At 64.9% G+C, this 22,148-nt stretch carries 19 protein-coding genes and 1 riboswitch; of the genes, 14 read left to right on the plus strand and 5 right to left on the minus strand.

Features of this window, described 5'->3' with window-relative positions; all coding sequences use genetic code 11:
- Positions 1-383: 383 nt before the first annotated feature.
- The 3 genes from PF049_10670 to PF049_10680 all read left to right on the plus strand — a co-directional run bounded on the left by PF049_10670 (position 384) and on the right by PF049_10680 (position 4,224).
- Positions 384-1,091: a lysozyme gene (locus PF049_10670; protein WBY16055.1), complete on the plus strand. Its 708-nt coding sequence runs from the start codon at positions 384-386 to the stop codon at positions 1,089-1,091.
- The gene (locus PF049_10675) at positions 1,069-1,785 is read left to right on the plus strand and encodes a hypothetical protein (protein WBY16056.1); all 717 of its coding nucleotides are present in this window, start codon (positions 1,069-1,071) and stop codon (positions 1,783-1,785) included. Before PF049_10670 ends, PF049_10675 begins: the two co-directional genes overlap by 23 nt.
- Positions 1,786-1,938: 153 nt before the next feature.
- On the plus strand, positions 1,939-4,224 hold the full coding sequence (locus tag PF049_10680; protein WBY16057.1) for a M3 family metallopeptidase: 2,286 nt from the start codon (positions 1,939-1,941) through the stop codon (positions 4,222-4,224).
- A gap of 19 nt (positions 4,225-4,243) precedes the next feature.
- Here PF049_10680 and PF049_10685 read toward each other — a convergent pair whose 3' ends face one another.
- Positions 4,244-4,579, minus strand: coding sequence for a GCN5-related N-acetyltransferase (locus PF049_10685; GenBank protein WBY16058.1), 336 nt, complete (start codon positions 4,577-4,579; stop codon positions 4,244-4,246).
- A 119-nt stretch (positions 4,580-4,698) separates the two neighbouring features.
- On the opposite strand from PF049_10685, the gene PF049_10690 reads away from it, so the two are divergent.
- Positions 4,699-5,004, plus strand: a complete 306-nt coding sequence (locus PF049_10690) for a hypothetical protein (protein ID WBY16059.1) — start codon at positions 4,699-4,701, stop codon at positions 5,002-5,004.
- Positions 5,005-5,016: 12 nt separating this feature from the next.
- On the opposite strand, the gene PF049_10695 is transcribed toward PF049_10690, so the two are convergent.
- From PF049_10695 to PF049_10710, 4 genes are read right to left on the minus strand one after another with little or no spacing between them, the layout of a single operon-like run.
- Positions 5,017-5,742, minus strand: coding sequence for an ABC transporter ATP-binding protein (locus PF049_10695; protein WBY16060.1), 726 nt, complete (start codon positions 5,740-5,742; stop codon positions 5,017-5,019).
- On the minus strand, positions 5,742-6,704 hold the full coding sequence (locus PF049_10700; protein WBY16061.1) for an iron ABC transporter permease: 963 nt from the start codon (positions 6,702-6,704) through the stop codon (positions 5,742-5,744). The genes PF049_10695 and PF049_10700 overlap by 1 nt, the downstream gene beginning before the upstream one ends.
- Positions 6,701-7,534: an ABC transporter substrate-binding protein gene (locus PF049_10705; protein ID WBY16062.1), complete on the minus strand. Its 834-nt coding sequence runs from the start codon at positions 7,532-7,534 to the stop codon at positions 6,701-6,703. The genes PF049_10700 and PF049_10705 overlap by 4 nt, the downstream gene beginning before the upstream one ends.
- Before the next feature lie 11 nt (positions 7,535-7,545).
- Positions 7,546-9,447 (minus strand): TonB-dependent receptor, encoded by a 1,902-nt coding sequence (locus PF049_10710; GenBank protein WBY16063.1) that lies wholly within the window; start codon positions 9,445-9,447, stop codon positions 7,546-7,548.
- A 97-nt stretch (positions 9,448-9,544) separates the two neighbouring features.
- Positions 9,545-9,751: riboswitch (cobalamin riboswitch) on the minus strand.
- Positions 9,752-9,934: 183 nt separating this feature from the next.
- Here PF049_10710 and PF049_10715 point away from each other — a divergent pair.
- From PF049_10715 to lpdA, 10 genes are all read left to right on the plus strand, one after another.
- Positions 9,935-11,143, plus strand: a complete 1,209-nt coding sequence (locus PF049_10715; protein ID WBY16064.1) for a cell wall hydrolase — start codon at positions 9,935-9,937, stop codon at positions 11,141-11,143.
- 147 nt (positions 11,144-11,290) lie between these two features.
- The gene (locus tag PF049_10720; GenBank protein ID WBY16065.1) at positions 11,291-11,614 is read left to right on the plus strand and encodes a hypothetical protein; all 324 of its coding nucleotides are present in this window, start codon (positions 11,291-11,293) and stop codon (positions 11,612-11,614) included.
- 87 nt (positions 11,615-11,701) lie between these two features.
- The gene (locus PF049_10725) at positions 11,702-13,681 is read left to right on the plus strand and encodes an EAL domain-containing protein (protein ID WBY16066.1); all 1,980 of its coding nucleotides are present in this window, start codon (positions 11,702-11,704) and stop codon (positions 13,679-13,681) included.
- 316 nt (positions 13,682-13,997) lie between these two features.
- Positions 13,998-14,972, plus strand: a complete 975-nt coding sequence (gene mdh, locus PF049_10730) for a malate dehydrogenase (GenBank protein ID WBY16067.1) — start codon at positions 13,998-14,000, stop codon at positions 14,970-14,972.
- A gap of 13 nt (positions 14,973-14,985) precedes the next feature.
- On the plus strand, positions 14,986-15,240 hold the full coding sequence (locus tag PF049_10735; protein WBY16068.1) for a hypothetical protein: 255 nt from the start codon (positions 14,986-14,988) through the stop codon (positions 15,238-15,240).
- Positions 15,241-15,288: 48 nt separating this feature from the next.
- Entirely contained in the window at positions 15,289-16,179 is an 891-nt protein-coding gene (sucD, locus tag PF049_10740; protein ID WBY16069.1) for a succinate--CoA ligase subunit alpha, read from the plus strand.
- Positions 16,180-16,282: 103 nt separating this feature from the next.
- The gene (locus tag PF049_10745; GenBank protein WBY16070.1) at positions 16,283-19,132 is read left to right on the plus strand and encodes a 2-oxoglutarate dehydrogenase E1 component; all 2,850 of its coding nucleotides are present in this window, start codon (positions 16,283-16,285) and stop codon (positions 19,130-19,132) included.
- 2 nt (positions 19,133-19,134) lie between these two features.
- Positions 19,135-20,397 (plus strand): 2-oxoglutarate dehydrogenase complex dihydrolipoyllysine-residue succinyltransferase, encoded by a 1,263-nt coding sequence (odhB, locus tag PF049_10750; GenBank protein WBY16071.1) that lies wholly within the window; start codon positions 19,135-19,137, stop codon positions 20,395-20,397.
- Positions 20,398-20,447: 50 nt separating this feature from the next.
- Entirely contained in the window at positions 20,448-20,744 is a 297-nt protein-coding gene (locus PF049_10755; GenBank protein ID WBY16072.1) for a hypothetical protein, read from the plus strand.
- Positions 20,741-22,147, plus strand: coding sequence for a dihydrolipoyl dehydrogenase (lpdA, locus tag PF049_10760; protein ID WBY16073.1), 1,407 nt, complete (start codon positions 20,741-20,743; stop codon positions 22,145-22,147). Before PF049_10755 ends, lpdA begins: the two co-directional genes overlap by 4 nt.
- The last annotated feature ends 1 nt before the right edge of the window (position 22,148 follow it).

The raw sequence follows: 22,148 nt of genomic DNA on the forward strand, positions 1-22,148 counted from the left end.
ATCGGTCCAAGCGGAACGCCCCGCGTACCGGTTCGGGCGCATCCCGATGCCCTTCTTCCATCACCCGCTGGCGCACGTTCAAGAGGACGACCGGTCCCCCGGGCGCGGTGAACCGTGGACCTTTTCCGGCCGTCCATGAGTTAATCCAGTAATATCAAGGCAAAACTCCGTTGCGACGCGGGCCGGAGGCACTCGATCGGAGTAAGGCCTGACGCAACGAACAACGAACGGATAGAAATGCAGAACCAGAAAGCAGGGAGAGCGCGCAGTCAAAAGCGCTCCGGAAGGGGCAGGTCATAACCTCCTATTCCGAAACACATCGCAGGACACGTGGCCATGGCGGACCCGACTTCGGCAATCGCCGCCGGGGGAAACGTGACCGAATGAAATCCGGGCTGAAGAACAGGTCGCGGCGTGTCCGCGAAAGCTGGCGTGGCGGATCGCTCCGCGGCGTTCCGGTCAGCCTGGCCGCTGCCGGCATGGCCCTCGCCACCATCGGGAACACGGCGCCGAGTTCTGCGACGCTGAATGCAGCGCTGGCAGAACTCGCCGATGAATTTTCCTACGACGACATGGCGGCCCGCAATGCCGAGGTGATGCGGATCAATGCCGCGCACATCACGTCGAGTGAGAAGTTCAAGCAGGCGCTCGTCGAGGAAGAGGGTGTCAGATACACCGTCTACCGCGATGTTGCGGGCTATCCGACCGTTGGCGTCGGGCATCTGGTTCTGCCGGAGGACAATCTTTCCGTGGGCGATACCATCTCGCACGAGCGTGCGATGCAGTTCCTGACCAGCGATTTGAAAAAGGCCGAAGTGGGCGTCGTGCGACTGCTGGACGGTCTCAACGTCTATCAGCACGAGTTCGATGCGCTGGTCGATCTTGTTTTCAATGTCGGTGAAGGCGGGGTATCGGAAAGCCGCAGTCCGCGTCTCAACACTTCAATCGCCAATGCGGATTACGGCGCGATTGCCGATGAACTGAACTACACCACTGCCGGCGGCGCGGTTGCCGGCGGCCTTATCCATCGCAGCGAAAGGCGTGCCGCGATCTTCATGGACGCAAATTATGAGAACCCGCGCCCTGCCTGATTCAACACATCTTTCCAGCCAGACCCGTACCGGCATACCGAAGGGCCAGCGACGCCTTTCCGCCGCCGTCGCATCGCTCGCCCTCCTGATGGTAGTGGGCTGTTCGCAAGCCCCGCAGGGCGACCAGTTGGCCGGTATGACCGCAGGTTCGGACAATGCGCAGAATGCGCAGCGCCGCGCGGTACGCGAAACATCAAACGAAGGCCCCGGACGCTCCGGGGGGGCAAACAGCTGTCTCCTGCTTGTCTGGGATGCGGCCCCTTCTCCCGATGTGCAATTCGACCGCGCGTACGATGCGGTAGAAGGCGGCACGATCAGCTGCGGCGTGGGGACCAGCCCCAGCCAGCTCAACCTGGCGCTGGAAAGGATGAGCAGGGCCGCTGCTGCCGATGACCGGGCTGCGCTGGCGCAAATGCTGGCACCGGAGTTGACCTTTATCGACCGGGAGGGAAACCGGACGTCCTTTCCGGACGGTTCGCGCATCGAAGACGATCTCGACGCCATCTTCGCGCCCGATGTCCTGTCCGTCCTTGCGAAGGCCGACCTTTCGCGGGTCACCGTGGTCCCCGACCAGGGTGCGTTCCTGGCGCTTGGCGGCATCTGGCTGGCGACCGGCGAGACCGGCGGCGTCCCGCAAATCCGCACCATCAACCGGCAGGCACTGGTCGAGGCGCAAGGCACGCCGGGCGAATAACCGCCCGCTCTTGAAAGCCGCACCCCGCAGCCCGGTTGCATTTGCAATCAATCTGCGGTTCAACCTGCCCCGGCTAACACACGGATCAACCCCGCGCGCGGCCCGGACCCGCGGCGCGGTGCAGACATAATCCTTTCGGAGAGAGACCTTTTCATGAAAACCCGTATCTTCAACCGCTCCCTGTTCACGGGCGCCGCGCCCACCGTGCTCGGCGCAGCGCTGCTTGCCGGCTGTTCCACCGTGACAGATACCCGGATGGCATCGGCGGGCGACACGATGGAGGCCACGATGGCAGACGATACCGCAATGCCCGAAGCGACCGGCTATTTCGCGAACGCCAGTTCGCTGCCGCTGCAGGCACCCGATTTCACGCAAGTTTCCGACGATGATTACCTGCCCGCCTTCGAACAGGCGATGGCGCTCCACAATGTCGAGATTGCCGCGATCCGCGACAATCCCGAGGCGCCGACCTTCGAGAACACCATCATGGCGCTGGAAACCTCCGGTCGCCAGCTCGGGCGCGTCGCCACCATGTTCTTCGCGCTGACGGGCGCCAACACCAACGACACGCTCGACGCCGTGCAGGCCGAGATCGGCCCGAAGTTGAGCGCGCATTCCGATGCGATCACGCTCGACCCGGTGCTGTTCGCCCGGGTGAAGCAGGTTTACGACAACCGCGCTGCCATGGCGATGGAGCGCGAGGATGCGGTCCTGTTGGAAGAGACCTATGAGGGCATGGTCCAGGCCGGCGCGATGCTGACCGACGCGCAGAAGACCGAGGTCAAGGCGATCAATACCCGCCTGTCCGAAATCACCACCGAATTCAGCCAGCGCGTGCGCGAAGCGACCGTCGACAATGCCCTGATCGTCGACACGCGCGAGGAGCTGGCCGGCCTGTCCGACAGCGAAATCGATGCGGCGGCCAAGCTGGCGGCGGAAAAGGGCATGCCGGGCAAGTTTGCCATCGCCCTGCAGAACACCACGCAGCAGCCCAGCCTGCCGGCCCTTGAGAATCGCGATGTTCGCGAGAAGCTGTTCATGCTATCCTACAACCGCGCCGACCAGGGCGGGGAAAACGACACCCGCGCCCTGATCGCCGAAATCGCCTCGCTGCGCGCGCAGAAGGCCGCCCTGTTCGGCCAGCCCGACTGGGCGAGCTACGTCATGTACGACCGCATGGCGAAGAACCCGCAGACCGCGCTCGACTTCATGGAACAGATGGTCCCCGCCCTCGCCGCGACACAGCGGCGCGAGGCTGCCCTGCTGAACGAAAAGATCGCCGAGGAAGGCGGCGATTTCGAGGTCAAGCCGTGGGACTGGTATCGCTATGCCGAGATGGTCCGCAAGGAACGCTACGACCTCGACGAGAACGCGGTGAAGCCGTATTTCGAGCTGACGAACGTGCTGGAAAACGGCGTCTTCTTCGCCGCGAACAAGCTTTACGGCCTGACGTTCAAGCAGCGCACCGACCTGCCGGTCTATCACCCGACCGTGACGACCTACGACGTGTTCGAGGAAGACGGCACCCAGCTCGGCATCTTCTATTTCGACCCGTTCCAGCGCCCGTCCAAGCGTGGCGGCGCGTGGATGAGCAACTTCGTCGACCAGAGCTATCTCTACGGAACGAAGCCGGTCATCTACAACGTGCTCAATATCCCGCAGGCAGGTGAAGGCCAGCCGCAGCTGGTCAGCTTCGACAACGTCAACACGATGTTCCACGAATTCGGCCATGCGCTGCACGGCTTCTTCGCGGATCAGAAATACGCCTCGCTTTCGGGCACGGCGACCGCGCGCGACTTCGTGGAATATCCCAGCCAGGTGAACGAGCTGTGGGCGACCTATCCCGAAGTGCTGCAGAACTATGCCAAGCACTACCAGACGGGCGAGACGATCCCGGCGGAACTGATCGAGAAGATCGAGGCCGCGGCGAAGTTCAACCAGGGCTACGATTTCGGCGAAGTGGTGGGAGCCGCCCTGCTCGACATGAAGTGGCATGCCCTGTCGCCGGCCGAGGCAGCCGCGATCACCACGCCCGAGCAGGTCGACGCGTTCGAGCGCAACGCGCTGGAGGAACTGGGCCTCGAAATCGGCCTCGTCCCGCCGCGCTATCGCAGCAGCTATTTCAACCACATCTTCAGCAGCCCGACGGGTTATTCCAGTGGCTATTACAGCTATCTGTGGACCGAGATGCTGGACCGCGACAGCCGCAAGTGGTTCTTGGAAAATGGCGGCCTGACGCGCGAAAACGGCCAGCACCAGCGCGACACTGTGCTCAGCCGTGGCGGCACGATGGACTATTTCGAGATGTTCGAGAACTTTGCCGGTCGCCAGCCCGACGTCACCCCGATGCTGGAAGCGCGCGGGCTGGTCGCAGGCGATACCGACGCGCTCGACACGTCGGACGGCGCGCTCCCGGCAGGCAGCGTCGGCACGAAGTAAGGAACAGGCGCGGCGGGCGTTACAGCTTGCCGCGCCATTCCAATGACTGACGGTTGAGCGCGGCAAGGTCCGCCTCGCCCGCCACTGCTTTTTCGCCCAATTCGATTGCTGCGCGCAGTTGCGCGTCGCTTGCTTTGGCGTAAGCCGGAGCCTCGATATGCTCCCGCCACGGGCCGCCCGCGGCATGGTCCAGCAGGATGCGCTGGAAGCAATGATCTAACCGCACCGGCCAGCCGCGCTCCTCCGCCAGCGACGGCATCACCTCGCGGGTGAGTTCGAACCACCTGTCCTGCAGCGCCTGCCTGTCCATACGCCCCTCAACGCCCGGCCAGTGCCCGATGTGCCCGGCGCGCATCGACTTGCGGCGAAACGTGATCCTGCCACGACGGAGACACCGCGGTTTACCTTTTGTGTATGGAATGCGGCAACGCACCGGGGCTAGTGCCGGATGGAGGACGGTAAGGGGTTCGCATCATGAAAAATCGCTATTCGATTGCCGGGGCCATCGCCCTTGGCCTGGCGTTATGTCCGGCCGCCGCACTGGCCGACGATCCGAGGGATCCGGACATGCAGAGCCGCGAGGCTCGCGAACGCGATGCGGCGATGATCCGCCAGCTCAACCGCGAACAACTGGCCTATGTCCGTGAACGCGACGCACGCTGGGCGGAGCAGCGCCGCGAACAGGAGGCGCGCCTCGCACAATATGAGCGGGAAATGGCCGAGTGGCGCCACGCGGTAAAGATGTGCCGCGCCGGCGATACGCGGTATTGCGCCCGGTAAAAGACTAAGACGCTAGGAAACGGTCAACGCACGGGCGCGCGCTTCCCCCAGCCAGCGCGCCTCGACCTGCCAGACCGCGCGCAGGTTTTCGGGCGACAGGGCGTCTTCCGGACGGCCATCGGCTACCACGCGGCCCCGGCCGAGAACAATCACCCGGTCGGCATGGTTCATCGCCAGCGACAGGTCGTGCACCACCATCACGACGCCTGTCCCGGCGTCGGCGCGCGCGCGGAACACGCGCAGCAGCGATATCTGGTGCGCCAGGTCGAGTGCGGCCAGCGGTTCGTCGGCCAGTAACCATTCGGGCTCGCCGGCCAGCACCCGGGCAAGCAGGACGCGCGCCCTTTCGCCGCCCGACAATTGCGACGCCGGGCGGTGGCGCAATGCCTCCAGATCGAGGGCCGCAATCGCGCGCTCCACAGCCGCATCGCCGCTGTCACGGTGCGGCAGGCGGCCAAGCCGTACCAGAGCCTCTGCCGCCATGTCCCACGCGATTTCAGGGGCTTGCGGCAGATAGCCGAGACGTTTTCCGCGTTCGCGTGCCGGCAGGCGGTTCAGATCTTCCTGCCCCAGCATGACGCGGCCCGCCTGCGGCAATTCTGTCCCGGCAAGGCAGGACAGCAGGGTCGACTTGCCCGCCCCGTTCGGCCCGCAGATCGCCGTCACCTTACCCGTTTCCAGCGCGGCCGACACGCCGTCCAGGCGCCCCGCAAGGCTCAATTTCTCCGCCGATAACATTACACGCCCCCCAGCGCGCCGCGCCGCATCTTCAGCAGCAGCCACAGGAAGAACGGCGCGCCGATCAGGCTGAGGGCGATGCCCAGCCGCAGCTCCGTCACCAGCGGCAGGACGCGCACGATGCTGTCCGCTACCAGCACAAGCAGCGCGCCCGCCAGCGCGCTTGGCAGCAGGAGCGAGGACGGACGTCTGTCGGTCAGCGGGCGGACCAGGTGCGGCACGATCAGGCCGACGAACCCGATGATCCCTGCCACCGCCACACCGCTCCCGACGGTCAGCCCGATGCCTGCAATCAGCAGCCAGAGCAGGCGCGCAGTATCAACCCCCATGCTTCGCGCTGCCGCATCGCCCAGTGTCAGCGCGTCGAGGTCGCGGCCCGCAAAGGCCAGCAGCGCAATCCCCGCGAGCGTCAGCGGAGCGGCCAGCCAGACATCGCGCCACCCGCGATCGGTCAGTGCGCCCATCAGCCAGGTCACGATCTCGCTCATGGCAAAGGCATTGGGAGCAAGGCTGATGGCGAGCGAGGTCAGTGCCCCGGCCAGGCTGGCGATCATGAGGCCGGCCAGCGTGAACAGGGCGATCCCGCCCGTTCGTCCTGCGATCAGCGCCAGCAGTGCCATTGCCCCCGCGCCGCCTGCCAGTGCCAGCGCAGGCAAAGCCCACCAGCTGGCCTGATAGCCCAGCCAGAAACTCGCCACCGCTCCCAGCGCCGCGCCGGGCGCTATGCCGAACAGTCCGGGATCGGCCAGCGGATTGCGCAGATAACCCTGCATGGCCGCCCCGGCAGCGCCAAGACCCGCCCCGACGACCATCGCCAGCAGCCCACGCGGCAGCCGCAACTCGGCCAGAATGATTGCGGCATTGGGGGTGCTCGCCGGATCGATCCAGACGCGCCCGGCGAGCAGCGAAAGCGGGAAGGCGATGGCCAGCAAGCCCAGCAGAATCAGGGCGGCGCGCGTCATTTTCCGCGCACCTCGCCAAGCCGCGCCAGCGCGCGGGGAATCGTCGGTCCGCCGCAATAGAGGAGCGCGGGATCGAACCGCTCCACCCGCATTTCCGGCAAAGCCTCCAAGGCTGGATGCGATTGCGAGCGTTCCCGGCCCGCAACCAGCAGCAGGTCCGGAGGATCCGCCAGCATCGCTTCCAGCGGCAGGTAATCCGCCTGGCCCAGGCCCCGCGCCGCGGAATGGCTCGCAAATCCCGCCTGCCGCATCATGTGCGAGACCAGCGCGCCGTCGCCCGGCACGATGCCGCCCGGCTGCCAGAGGACGGCGGAGACTTGCGGGCCAACCCGGGCCGCCTCCGCCCATCTCTCTTGCATTCGCCCGGCCAGCGCCTCTCCGGCGGGCCCGGCCTGTGCGACCTCCGCGAGGGAACGGACCTGCGCCACACTCTCTTCGAGCGAAGACGCGATGCCTACCGTTTCGACGCGAATGCCGAGATCGGCGAAGGCTGCCCGCGTGGCAGGCGCAAGGAAGCTCGACGCGACCACCACGTCGGGACCGAGTGCCAGCACTTCCTCGACCGTGCCGCCCGTGGCCGGGAACTGCCTCGCAAGATCGACATCCATCGAGGTCGCCTGCGGATCGTGGCTGTAATGCGATACTGCGGCCAGCCGCTCAGGCGCGATTTCGGCAAGGATCGCATCGGCGCACGGGTTCAGGCTGACGACGGAAGGGCCAACGGGAGACGGGCGCGCTTCTTCGCTTTCGGCAATCCGCGCCTCGGCTCTGCTGTCGGCAGGCGCGCACCCTGCCAGCGGAACGATGCCCGCCAGCAGAGCCACGCCCACCAATCGCGCCTTCACAGGCGCAGCCGCGCGCCGATATAGCCGGTCCTGCCCGGCGTGCCGTATCCCGCGCTCACCTCGTAATCGACGTCGAACAGATTCTCGATCCGCCCGAACAGTTCGAATTGGGGCGCCAGCGGCCAGCTCGCCCGCAGGTCCGTCACCACGTAGCCATCCAGCCGCGCCGTGTTGCCGATATTGTCGAAACTGTCACTCACCAGCCGTACGTCGCCGCCCAGCGTCAAGTCGGCCGGCCCCGTCCAGTCGATCGAAGCGGTCAGCGCATGTTCGGGCCGGCGCGCCAGCCGGTTGCCCTCGTTCGCCCCACCCGGCGTGCGGTCGCGCGATTCGGTATAGCTGTAGGCCAGCCGGGTCGACAGACGCTCGTCCAGCTGCTTGCCCGCCTCGATCTCGAACCCCTCCGAGCGCGCCTCCCCGACATTGAGGTAAAAACCGAACCGGCCATCGTCGCACAACGGGTCGACCACGCTAAAGCAGCTGGCGAAATCGATGAGGTTTTCGGTATCGCGCCGAAACACCGTCAGGGCTGCGTAGCCATCCTGCGACCGGTCGCCATAGGCGAGGCCCACATCGTAGCTGGTGCTGCGCGCAGGCTCGAGCGCCGGGTTGCCGAAATCGGAGAACAGCTGGAACAGCGAGGGGGACTTGAAGCCTTCTCCCATACTGGCCCGTGCGCGCAGGTTCGGCGCAATCTCGTAGCTGATGTCGCCGCCGAAACTGGTTGTGCCGTCGAAATCTTCCGGATCGTCGAACCGGGCACCGATGCGCCCGGACAGCGGGCCGAACTCGATCCCGATCTGGCCATAGATGCCGAAAATGCTGGTGGATGCCCCGTCAATGCCGTCGGAAAAAGAGCTCCATTCGTACTCGCCGCCGAAATTGACGAGCAACGGGCCGATCGGTCGCCATTCGCCGCGCGCTTCCACCCGGTCCTGATTCCCGTCCGAGGTGAAGGATGGGCCGGGGCCGAAGGCTGGATCGAAATTGGCCCGTTCGGTGTCGGCGAAGGAATAGAGCGTCCGCAGGAACAGCGGGCCAGTATCGCGCTGAATTCCGACGGCGCCCGAATATTGCTGCGTTTCCTGCGTGCCGAGTGTGTCGGCAAGTGCGAAATTGGGCGGCGGAAAACCGTCGAGATCGAGCTCGCCCTCGGCATAGCGACCCGAGACGAATATCTCGCTTGTCCGGTCGAGATAGATCCGCCCGCGCCCGGTGATCGCATATTGCTCGAATCCGTCGGCCTCGGTGCCGCCGGATGCAGCGGAAAAACCGTCGGTGCTGATGTAGCTTCCCGCGAGTCCCAGGAAGCCGCGCTCGTGCTCGAAGCCGCCCGAACCCTGAAGGTAGAGGCTGTCGCGCTCGCCATACTCGGCGCTGGCCTCGAGGCCGGTCGCCGCGCGTGTCTTCACTGCGAGGACACCGCCGATTGCGTCGCTGCCCCAAACTGTCGAGTTGGAGCTGCGCAGGAGATCGATCGATTCGATCGTTCCGGGGATCAGGTTGCCGAAATCGAAGCCGCCAGCCGTGGAGGCCGGGTCGCCCACCTCGACCCCGTCGATCAGCACCAGCAGCTGGTCGCCCTCGGCGCCGCGCACGCGCACGCTGGTAAGCGAGCCCAGCCCGCCATTGCCGGTGATCGTGACCCCCGGCGCACGGCGCAGGACGCGGGTGATATCGGCGCCCTGCACGCTCTCGATCTCGTCGCGTTCGATGATGGTCACGGGCTGGCCGGTATCCTCTATTTCGGTCGCCACGCCGGTGACGGTGATAGTGGTCGCCGGGCGATCCTCGAGGAATTCGGAATAGTCGTTGCGAATGTCGGGTTCGCCCTCCTGCGCGCTGAGCGGCGCGATGGCGATGGCTGAACAACCGATTAGGAACAGAAATTTACGCACGATACCTCCGTCAAAAGCACAAGCGTCGCCCATGACGGCGGACAGACCCTCGCGGTCTGCCCATCGATCCGTTGCCGTCGGTACACCCCGCCCGCGGCTCAAGCGACTGTCGACAGGCAGGTTTCCTGGCTCCCGGATCATCGGCCCGCCCTCGCCTTCCCGCCCGGTGGACAGTGGCATTTTGGGAGCGCGCCTTCCCGGTCACAGTTGCGGGGGCAGCAGGGGATTTGCCGGCCGAACGGCCCGCTCACCCCTTTCCCTCTTAGCCGCGCTTTCACACGGCACCCATGACAGGCCTGCGCCCCTAGCCCCGGCAGGCGTCCGGCGCAAGCGGCCGCGGCAGGCGTTAACCCGGTCCTTACCCTGAATCTTAAGCGCGCAATCCGGTCTGTCCCTCTAGGGGACGGGGCCCAAACCCGCGCTCGCGCGGGAGGCTGGTCGCCCCTAGATACGTCTGCCCCCACGAAGCCAAGCACCGGATATCCGTTTGACCCCTCGCTCCACCGCTCCTGCCCCCACCCTTGCAGGTCCCCGCGCCTCGCGCAGGGTCGATCGCAAGCGGCTGGGGCCAAAGTCGCGGGCCGCGCTCATCCTGGCGGCGGCAGTCGGTGTTCCGGCCTTTGCAGCACCGGGCGAATGGCGCGCCTTCGGACCGGAAGCCGAACAGGCCGAACCGGCTTCTGTCACCCCCATGCCGTTTGAAGAAGCCGGCAGCAGCTTCCCCGGATCGGCGTTCTACTACCTCGACGATACACCGGATCTCGCTGTCCAGTCCCGGCCGCTCGATACAAGGTCCGGTGCAGGTTTCGGATCGGGAACGCTGGCCGACGGGGTGGACGTCTTCAATCCGCTCGAAGTCATGTCCGGCGACCCGGCACAGGCTGTCGAAATCCGCGATGCCGGGCCGGCGGCACGAGCCTTCCGTTCCGGTGGGACCGGCCTCGACAAGGCGCGTGCGCTCCAATGCCTGACGCAGGCGGTCTATTACGAAGCGGCAAGCGAGAGCACGGGCGGACAGAAGGCGGTCGCCCAGGTCGTGCTCAATCGCGTGATGCATCCGACCTACCCCGCCAGTGTGTGCGGCGTCGTCTACCAGGGCAGCGAGCGGCGGACCGGCTGCCAGTTCACCTTCACCTGCGACGGCAGCATGGCGCGCAAGCCGTCGGCCAGCGGCTGGGCCCGTGCGCGGCGCGTCGCGGCAGAGGCGCTGGCAGGCGATGTCTACACGCCCGTTGGCTATGCCACGCATTATCATACGACGTGGATCAATCCCTACTGGGCCAGCAGCCTCGACCATATCGGCACGATCGGCGCGCACCGCTTCTATCGCTGGAAAGGCAGCGCGGGCCGGCCCGGCGCGTTCCGCACTGCCTATGTCGGCGGCGAACGCATTCCGCGCCCCTCGCCCCGCAGTGCGGAGCCCCTGCCTGCATCGGCTGCCGACATGGCGCAGACGGCATCTGCAACCGATCCGGTCGCGCTGGCCCGCGCTTACGAGGAAGCCCGCGCGAAGGCCGCAGCGGAGGCGGGACGGCGCGCGCCGCCACCGGTCTACACCGCGAAGGTAGAGGCCGCGGGCGGAGACGCGCAGTTCACCGCAGAGAAACTGCCGGGCGCAGGGGCCGTACGCCCCGAATACGCCAATGCCGGACAATGGAAACCGGGCGCCGGAAATGGCGGGAATGCGGGCCAATAACCACCTGCACCCAAAACTTAATGGTCGCATAACCTTAAGCGGAAACAGGTGCTTAGCCCCCTATCCCTAAGACAGTTCCCGCCCCGGCTGCCGACAGGCTCCATCGCCTCGCAGCCCGATAGATCACGTCGCAGAAAGCCATACATCATGTCGATTCGTTTCGCCGCCGCCCGCCGCCGGACATGGTCCCCCGTCGCCCGCGCCCTGGCCCGCCGCGCGCGGGGCCGGGCCGCGAACGACAATCTGGACGGCGCGATCGTCGACACCGACAAACTGCTGCGCGCGGCGCTCGAGCAGTTCCAGGTTCATGGCCTGGGTGCGGCAGACCACGCCTTTGCCAAGGCGGAACGGGCACTGCTGAGCAATGCGCGCGACGAATTCGAGAAATGGCATTCGATTTGCCGTGCACTGGACCGGCCCATGGCCGACCGCCTGGCCATGCGGCAAAGGATGCTGGACGCCTGCGCCTGACCGGCACGCCGGAGCGATGACCCATTTTGCAAAATCATTGTCGGTCGATTAACTGAAAAATGACGCTTTCGCCCTAATCCGGGCGTCATGCGAACGACGCAGAAGATCAAATGGCTGCGTGACATGGTGAGCCGCAAGCTGGGCGCGGACGCGATGAACGAGCAGGTCCGCCGGACCCTCGTGTCGTCGCTCTACACCCAGCCATCCAGCCTTGCGATCGGTGCGTTCAACGGCATTCTCGTCAGCCTGGCCGCGGCCTGGTTCGTGCAGGATGCGGTCTTTACTGCAGTCGCGGTTGCGATGACGGTCTCTGCCCTGGTCCGCGTTGCCGTGGCGTTCGCCATCAACCCGGACAACGCCCGGCACAGCACCGACAAGCTTGAATTGCTCTACGAGATCGGCGCCTTCGCCTATGCGGGATTGTTCGGCCTGCTGGCGGGAATGGCGATCGTGATGGGCGCAGGCGCGGGCGTCGAGGTCCTGCTGGTCGGTCACGCCCTGTGCTACGGGACCGGAATTTCCGCACGCAATGCAGGCCGTCCCGTGATTGCGCTGGGCCAGATGGTCCTGTGTTTCGCACCCATCGGCACCGGCGCAGCGATAGCGGCCACGCCCGCCTATCTCGTGTTGGCGGCAACCATACCTTTTGCGATGCTCGCCATGGTGGCGATCACCAGCAATACCTTCTTGACCCTATACCAGTCGATCGCGCACGCGCAGGCCAGCCGCACCATGGCGACCAAGATGGAACGCCTCGCCAGGACCGACGTGGTGACGGGCCTCGCCAACCGGGCCGGACTGAACCATGCGCTGGTGCAGGCCATCATGAATGTCCCGCGGGAGCGGCAGATCGCCCTGTTCTGGCTCGATCTCGACCGCTTCAAGGAAGTGAACGACCTTCTGGGCCACCATACGGGAGACCGGGTACTGGCGAAAACGGCAGACCGGCTGCAATCGGTCGTGCCGGCCGGGAGCACGGTTTCGCGGTTTGGCGGGGACGAATTCGTGATCGTGAGCGAAGTCGACGACCGCTCCGCCTGCGAGGCGCTGGCCGTGCGGATCCTGGACGAACTTCATCGCCCGATGGAATTCGACCGCGAGCGGCTGGAAGTCAGCTGCTCCATCGGCATCGCCCTGATGCCGGAAGACGGTGAGGATGCGGACACGCTGCTCCAGCACGCCGACCTGGCGCTGTACGATGCCAAGATGGGCGGGCGCGGTCGCAGCCGGTTCTTCGATCCGTCCATGACCCGCGATCTGGCCAACAGGCGCGAGATCGAGGCTGAACTGCGCGCCGCGATCCAGCGCGACGAACTGTCGATTTTCTTCCAGCCGATCGTCGACCTGCAGACCGGCAAGATCCGCACCTTCGAAGCGCTGGTCCGCTGGTTCCACCCGGTCAAGGGTGAGCTGCGGCCCGACCAGTTCATTCCCGTCGCGGAAGAGACAGGCGTCATCGTCACCCTGGGGAACTGGATCACGAAGCAGGCAGCGAAGGCCTGTGCCGGTTGGCCGGAAGACGTGACGGTCGCCGTCAACCTGTCGCCCCTGCAGATCAAGGCTCCCGGTGCGGCACTGGGAATCGTGGCTGCCCTGCGCGAGGCCGGGCTTGCCCCGCACCGTCTCGAACTCGAAATCACCGAAAGCGTGCTGGTCGACGACAACAGCGCGACCGAGCGGTTCATCGGCGACCTTTCCGCAAAGGGCGTGCGGTTCGCGATGGACGATTTCGGGAAGGGGTACTCCTCGCTCGGCTATATCAACAAATATCCGTTCTCGAAAATCAAGGTGGATCGCAGCTTCGTGTCCGGCCCCGATATCGGCCGCAAGACGCAGGCCATCATCCATGCCGTGGCCGAACTGGGGTCGCAGCTGGACATGGAAATCGTGGCCGAGGGGCTGGAAAAGGCCGAGCAGGTCGAATCCGTGCGCGCCGCCGGCTGCACGCTGGGCCAGGGATATTATTTCAGCCGCGCCGTGCCGGACTATCTTGCCGCCATGCTGCTGGCACAGGAACGCGGCGAGCACGGGTCTGCGATCGGCAGAGGTTTGCAGGCAACCGGCTGATCGGCCGAACGCTTCGCCGCATGCCATCGAGGTCCATCAGGAACCCGTTGCAATTCCCGTTTGTAATCGCATTGGGCAGGCGTCTGGCGTCTGTATTTCGGTGCCTTATTGCAACTGCGAACCATTTGCAAAGATAGTCTGCGAAACCGCGGCTTTGGTGGTTGCAATCGTGCAGGCTGCGGCCTAGTCGAATGACCCGAGTTTGCCGGGCGCGCTCCCTCGCGGGACGAATTGGCGCGTCACCGGCTGATGGGCCGCGTATCATGCGCCATGCCCGTAACGTCGTCCCGCGCGGTTGGAAGGACGCTTACCCCCTATGGCTCAAAACGCAGGTCGCAAGAAGATCGCCCTTATCGGTTCCGGCATGATCGGCGGTACGCTCGCCCATCTCGCCGCGAAGAAGGAAATGGGCGACATCGTCCTGTTCGACATCGCGGAAGGCATGCCGCAGGGCAAGGCGCTGGACCTGTCGCAGTGCGGCCCGGTCGAAGGCTTCGACGCCAAGATCACCGGTTCGAACGACTATGCCGACATCGCCGGCGCCGACGTCGTGATCGTCACCGCCGGTGTCCCGCGCAAGCCCGGCATGAGCCGCGACGACCTGCTCGGCATCAACCTCAAGGTGATGAAGGCGGTCGGCGAAGGCATCAAGAACAACTGCCCCGACGCCTTCGTGATCTGCATCACCAACCCGCTCGACGCGATGGTCTGGGCGCTGCGCGAATTCAGCGGCCTGCCGCACAACAAGGTGGTCGGCATGGCCGGCGTGCTCGACAGCGCGCGCTTTGCCACCTTCCTCGCATGGGAGTTCGACTGCTCGGTGAAGGACGTGAACGCCTTCGTGCTGGGCGGCCACGGCGACACGATGGTTCCGGTCAAGAGCTACACCACGATCAACGGCATTCCGGTCGACGACTACGCCAGGATCAAGGACGTTTCCGCCGACCGCATCGACGAAATCGTCGACCGCACCCGCAAGGGCGGCGGCGAGATCGTCGGCCTGCTCGGCAATGGCTCCGCCTATTACGCCCCGGCGACCAGCGCCATCGCCATGGCCGAAGCCTATCTCGGCGACCAGAAGCGCATCCTGCCTTGCGCCAGCTATGTCGAAGGCAAGTACGGCCTCGATGGCCTGTATGTCGGCGTCCCGACCGTGATCGGCGCGGGCGGCACCGAAGACGTGGTCGAGATCGAACTGTCGGACGAGGAAAAGGCCAACCTCAAGGTCTCGACCGACGCGGTCGAGGAGCTGCTCGAAGCGTGTAAGGGGCTGGATAGCTCGCTGGCGTGAAGAGAGCCTTATAGTGAACGCCACTTTGGAAACGGCCCTCGCGATAGCGGCGATTTTCGGCTTTGTTGCGCCTATCGCGCTACTCGGCCGATATCTCGAGAAAGCCCGACCCATAGCTGCGGCATGTTATTTCGCGATTGTCGGTATTTCAGCTTACTATTCGTTGTTGTTTCTGATCGTCGGCATTGTGCTGGTTCCCGTGGCGATAGTGGCCTTCTCGTTTGGCAGACGGCTTCGCGAGAACGCTACACAGAAGGCGGTCGGTTAATCGCTGCGCTTAAGATCCGACGGCAAATTAGTTTTACGGAGAGTTTGAATGTCCATCCTGGTAGACAAGAACACCAAGGTCATCACGCAAGGAATGACCGGCAACACCGGCACCTTCCACACGCAGCAGGCGCTTGATTACGGGACACAAATGGTTGCGGGCGTGACGCCGGGCAAAGGCGGCACCGACCATATCGGCCTGCCGCAGTTCAACACCGTGCGCGAAGCCAAGGCCGAAACCGGCGCGACCGCTTCGTGCATCTACGTGCCGCCGCCCTTCGCAGGCGACGCGATCTGCGAAGCTATCGATGCCGAGATCGAACTGATCATCGCCATCACCGAAGGCATCCCCGTGCTGGACATGGTTCGCGTGAAGGCTGCACTGGAAGGGTCCAAGTCGCGCCTGATCGGCCCGAACTGCCCCGGCGTGCTGACGCCCGGCGAGTGCAAGATCGGCATCATGCCGGGCAAGATCTTCCAGAAGGGCAGCGTCGGCGTGGTCAGCCGCTCCGGTACGCTGACCTATGAAGCCGTCCACCAGACCACCATGGTCGGCCTCGGCCAGACGACGGCCGTCGGTATCGGCGGCGACCCGGTCAACGGCACAAACTTCATCGACGTGCTCGACCTCTTCCTCGACGACGACGAAACGAAGTCGATCATCATGATCGGCGAGATCGGGGGCAGCGCGGAAGAAGAAGCCGCAGCCTTCATCAAGGAACAGGCTGCCAAGGGCCGCAAGAAGCCCATGGTCGGCTTCATCGCGGGCCGCACCGCGCCTCCGGGCCGCCGCATGGGTCATGCTGGCGCGATTGTCTCGGGCGGCCAGGGCGGCGCGGACGACAAGATCGCGGCGATGGAAGATGCGGGCATCCGTGTCTCGCCCTCGCCCAGCGAGCTCGGCACCACGCTGGATGCCATGCTGAAGGAAATGGCCTGATTTCGCGACGCGGAAAGGTTTTCTCCTCCCCGGGAGCCTTCCGCGGCGCCAAGGCATTGAGTGAATAGCCGGCATCGGAGCCGGTGCGAAAGGTCGGCCTGACATGGGCAACGAAGCACACGATTTCCTCCCCGAACTGGGCGACCAGGAAGGGCCGCAGCCGGGTCCGTCCTGGGCGAATCCGCGCTGGCTGGCAGAAGCGGTCGACGCCGATGCCGACCTGACGCAGGCGCTTGACCCGACGCAGATGAAGCAGGCCGTCGCCGCCGCCGCGAAGAAGGCGGGCAAGGCGATGGACGCAGGCGCGGTGGAGAAGGCCGCCGGCGATTCCATCCGCGCCATGCTGCTGGTGCGCCTCTACCGCGTGCGCGGCCACATGGCGGCCGACCTCGACCCGCTGGGCCTTTCCGGGCTGGAAGAACCGGAAGACCTCAGCCTGGAATGGCACGGCTTCGCCGGACAGGAAGGCAAGGAAGTCTATGTCGGCGGCGTGTTCGGCTTCGAATGGGTGAAGGTGGGCGACCTCTACCAGGTGCTGCGCGACACCTATTGCGGCAATGTCGGCCTCGAATACATGCACATCACGGACACCGAGGAACGCCGGTTCCTGCAGGACAAGTTCGAGACGCCCGAAGACACGATCCAGTTCACGCCCGAAGGCAAGCAGGCAATCCTCGCCGCCGTGATCCGGGGCGAGCAGTTCGAGGAATTCCTCGGCAAGAAATATGTCGGGACCAAGCGGTTCGGCCTCGATGGCGGCGAATCCATGATCCCCGCGCTGGAAGCGGTCATCAAGTATGGCGGCGCGGACGGCGTGCGCGAGATCATCTACGGCATGGCGCATCGCGGCCGCCTGAACGTGCTCGCAAACGTGATGGCCAAGCCCTACAAGGTCATCTTCCACGAATTCCAGGGCGGCAGCGCCAATCCCGACGATGTCGGCGGTTCGGGCGATGTGAAGTATCACCTCGGCACCAGCACCGACCGCGCCTTCGACGGGATCGAGGTCCATATGAGCCTCGTGCCCAATCCCAGCCACCTGGAGGCGGTCAATCCCGTCGTCCTCGGCAAGGCGCGCGCGCAGCAGGCGATCCGCGACGACCTGGCGAAGCACCAGCAGGTGCTGCCGGTGCTGATCCACGGCGACGCGGCCTTTGCCGGACAGGGCGTGGTGTGGGAAAGCCTGAGCCTGTCGGGCGTGCCCGGTTACGATACCGGCGGCTGCATCCACTTCATCATCAACAACCAGATCGGCTTCACCACCAGCCCGAAATTCGCTCGCTCCAGCCCCTATCCCAGCGACGTGGCGAAGGGCGTCCAGGCGCCGATCCTGCACGTCAATGGCGACGATCCGGAAGCGGTGACCTTTGCCTGCAAGCTGGCGATCGAGTATCGCCAGAAATTCGGCCGCGATATCGTGATCGACATGTGGTGCTATCGCCGCTTCGGCCATAACGAGGGCGACGAGCCGAGTTTCACCCAGCCGCTGATGTACAAGGAAATCCGCGGCCATCCCAAGGTGAGCAAGATCTATTCCGAGCGGCTGCGCGAGGAAGGCGTGATCGACGACGGCATGGCAGACCAGCTGCGTGCCGATTTCGTCAGCCAGCTGGAAGACGATTTCGCCGCCGCGAAAAGCTACAAGCCCAACGAGGCGGACTGGTTCGGCGGCCGCTGGGCGGGCATGAACAAGCCGGCCGATGCGGAAACCGCGCGGCGCAATGCCGACACCGCGATCGAGAAGAAACTGTTCGACAGCCTCGGCAAGACGCTGACGCAGGTGCCGGACGACCTGACCATTCACAAGACGCTGGGCCGCGTGCTGAAGGCGAAGAAGGAATGGTTCGACACCGGCGAAGGCTTCGACTGGGCCACGGCGGAAGCGCTCGCTTTCGGCAGCCTGGTGACCGAAGGCTTCGGCGTGCGCCTGTCCGGGCAGGACAGCGGCCGCGGCACGTTCAGCCATCGCCACGCGGTCTGGGTCGACCAGACGGACGAGCGCAAATATATCCCGCTGACCACCCTGCCCCACGGCAAGTTCGAGGTCTATGACAGCACGCTGTCCGAATATGGCGTGCTGGGATACGAATACGGTTTCGCCATGGCGGACCCTAAGACGCTTGTTTTGTGGGAAGCGCAATTCGGCGATTTCGCCAATGGCGCGCAGATCATGATCGACCAGTTCATCGCCGCCGGCGAGGTCAAGTGGCTGCGCGCAAACGGCCTCGTGATGCTGCTGCCCCACGGTTATGAGGGCCAGGGTCCGGAGCACAGCTCGGCACGGCTCGAACGCTTCCTCCAGCTTTGCGCGAACGACAATATCCAGGTCTGCAACATCACCACGCCGGCGAACTATTTCCACGTGCTTCGCCGCCAGATGCTGCGCCCGTTCCGCAAGCCGCTGGTCATCATGGCCCCCAAGTCGCTGCTGCGCCACCCGATGGCGAAAAGCCCGGCGAAGGAGTTCATGGGCGACCATCACTTCATGCGGATCAAGTCCGATACGAAGGACATTGCCGACGAGAAGGTGAAGCGCCTTGTCCTGTGCAGTGGCAAGGTCGCCTACGACCTGATCGAGAAGCGCGACGAGGAAGGGCTGGACGATGTCTCCATCGTTCGGATCGAACAGCTCTATCCCTTCCCCGGCGAACCGCTGGCCGTGCGCCTGAAGCGCATGACGAACCTGGAAACGGTGGTCTGGTGCCAGGAAGAGCCGAAGAATAACGGCGCATGGTTCTTCGTCGACGGCAAGATCGAGGAAGCACTGGGTGAAGCCGGCAAGGGCGGGATGCGTCCCTGCTATGCCGGCCGCGAAGTCGCCGCATCGCCAGCAACCGGCTATGCGGCGCGTCACAAGGTACAGCAGGATGCGCTCGTCAGCATCGCTCTGGGTCTCGCCGATGGCGGCGAAGCCCAGCGAAACGGCGAACGCGACTGCAGGAACGAGGGATAATAATGGCTACCGAAATTCAGGTCCCGCAACTTGGTGAAAGCGTCACCGAGGGCACAATCGGCGAATGGCTCAAGAATGTCGGCGATGCCGTGGCGGTGGACGAACCCATCGTCAGCCTCGAAACCGACAAGGTCGCAGTCGAAGTCCCCTCCCCCGTGGCAGGCGTGATCCGCTCGCTCGGCGCAGAGGTCGGCGACACGGTCGAAGTCGGTGCGGTCATCGCGACGGTGGAAGAAGGCGGCGCGCCCGCCGCTACCGGCGAAGAAGCTGCACGCAAGGAACAGCAGGCAGAAGAGGGCCAGGCGAAGCGCGAAGGCAAGTCCGGCGACGCTGCGCCCGCTTCCGATGCCTCCCAGACGCTGAGCCCGGCCGTGCGCCGCGCAGTCCTGGAACACGGCGTCGATCCGACCACGATCAAGGGCACAGGCAAGGATGGCCGCCTGACCAAGGAAGACGTGATCGCCGCCGCGAAAAACAAGGGCGACGACAACTCCATTGCCGATGCCGCGCCTGCGCAGGCGCAGCAGGTAGGCACGGCATCTTCCGGCGGTGAAAGCCGCGGTGCGAGGGCGGAAGAGCGGGTCAAGATGACCCGCATGCGCCAGACCATCGCCAAGCGGCTGAAGGGCGCGCAGGACAATGCCGCGCTGCTCACCACCTTCAACGATTGCGACATGAGCGCGGTTATGGAAGCGCGGGGCAAGTACAAGGACCTGTTCGCCAAGAAGCACGATATCAAGCTCGGCTTCATGGGCTTCTTTGCCAAGGCCGCCTGTCTCGCGCTGAAGGACGTGCCGGCGGCCAACGCCTATATCGACGGGGACGAGATCGTCTATCACGACTATGTCGACATCTCGGTTGCGGTCAGCGCCCCGAACGGCCTGGTTGTCCCGGTCATCCGCGATGCGCAGGCCAAGGGCTTCGCAAGAATCGAGAAAGACATCGCCGATTTCGGCAGTCGCGCCCGCGAAGGCACGCTGACGATGGACGACATGAAGGGCGGCACCTTTACCATTTCCAATGGCGGCGTGTTCGGCAGCCTGATGTCGACACCGATCATCAATCCCCCGCAGAGCGCCGTTCTCGGCCTGCACCGGATCGAGGATCGCCCGGTCGTCGTCGATGGCGAGATCGTGATCCGTCCGATGATGTATCTGGCCCTGTCCTACGACCACCGCCTGATCGACGGGCGCGAGGCCGTGACCGCGCTGAAGATCATCAAGGAAGCGATCGAGGATCCCACCCGGATGCTGATCGACCTGTGATGCGGCAGGAGCGGCCTTCGGCAGCCCCCCTTGCTTCCCTCGCCCTGTCCATGGTGGCGGCCGTTGCGCTGGCTGCATGCGACCAGGCGGCGGAGGAAGGCAGCGGCGGCATGATGGCGCAGGTCCGCGCCCAGTGCATCGCGCAGGTCAATGGCCTGCCCATCGCCGCAGAAGCGGCCGACACGGTCTGCGACTGCACCGCGCGGCGCGCACAGGACGAACTCGATATCGGCGGTTTGATTTCCGGCGATACTACCCAGATAGAAACGATAGTGGCGCAGTGCGCGCAGCAATATCTTTCCGGCGGCGCCGACGGCGAACGCACGGACGAGGCAGAGGCACAATGAGCGATACGAAATACGATTACGACGTCCTTGTCATCGGCGCTGGCCCCGGCGGCTATGTCGCGGCCATCCGTGCGGCACAGCTGGGCCTGAAGACCGCCTGCGCGGAAAGCCGCGAGACCCTGGGCGGCACCTGTCTCAATGTCGGGTGCATTCCGTCGAAGGCGCTGCTCCATGCCAGCGAACTGTTCGAGGAAGCCGAGGGCGGCCACATGGCCAAGTGGGGCATGAAGACCTCGGTCGAACTCGACCTGCCGACCATGATGGCGGAAAAAACGAAGGCCGTCGGCGAACTGACGGGCGGCATCGAATTCCTGTTCAAGAAGAACAAGGTCGACTGGAAAAAAGGCCATGCGACCTTCGTCGATGCTCATACCGCCGAAATCAACGGCGAGAAGGTAACGGCGAAGGACATCGTCATCGCCACCGGCTCCAGCGTCACGCCCCTGCCCGGGGTCGAGGTGGATAACGCCAAGGGCCGGATCGTGGACAGCACCGGCGCGCTCGAAATCGGCGAAGTGCCGGAGCACCTGGTGGTGATCGGCGGCGGCGTGATCGGGCTGGAACTGGGTTCCGTCTGGCGCAGGCTGGGCGCGAAGGTCACCGTCATCGAATATCTCGACATGCTGCTGCCCGGCATGGACAAGGACATGCGCAAGGAAGCGGGCAAGATCTTCAAGAAACAGGGCATGGACCTGAAGCTGAAGAGCAAGGTTACCGGCGCCGAGGTCAAGGGCAAGAAAGTCCATGTCTCGGTCGAACCGGCAGAGGGCGGCGATGCCGAGACGATCGAGGCGAGCCATGTGCTGGTCTCCATCGGGCGGCACCCGAACACCGACAAGCTCGGACTGGATGCCATCGGGCTGGAGCTGAACAAGCGCGGCCAGATCGAAACCGACCACGATTTCCGCACAAAGGTAGACGGCGTGTGGGCCATCGGCGACGTGATCCCTGGTCCGATGCTGGCGCACAAGGCCGAGGACGAGGGCATTGCGGTCGCGGAAAACATCGCCGGCCAGACGGGCATCGTGAACCACGCCCTGATCCCGGGCGTGGTCTATACCATGCCCGAATTCGCCGATGTCGGCATGACCGAGGAAGAGGCGAAGGAAGCGGGCCACACCGTCAAGATCGGCAAGTTCCCGATGATGGCCAACAGCCGCGCCAAGGCGAACCGCGACACGGACGGCTTCGTGAAGGTCATCGCCGATGCCGACACCGACCGGGTGCTGGGCGTCCACATCGTCGCCAGCCTGGCCGGTACGCTGATTGCCGAAGCTGCGGTCGCCATGGAATTCGGCGCGACGAGCGAGGACATCGCCTATACCTGCCACGCCCACCCGACCCATGCCGAGGCGCTGAAGGAAGCGGCCATGGCGGTCCAGGGCAAGCCGATCCACATCTGAC

The sequence above is a fragment of the Erythrobacteraceae bacterium WH01K genome (genome assembly GCA_027941995.1).
GTDB lineage: Bacteria > Pseudomonadota > Alphaproteobacteria > Sphingomonadales > Sphingomonadaceae > CAJXSN01.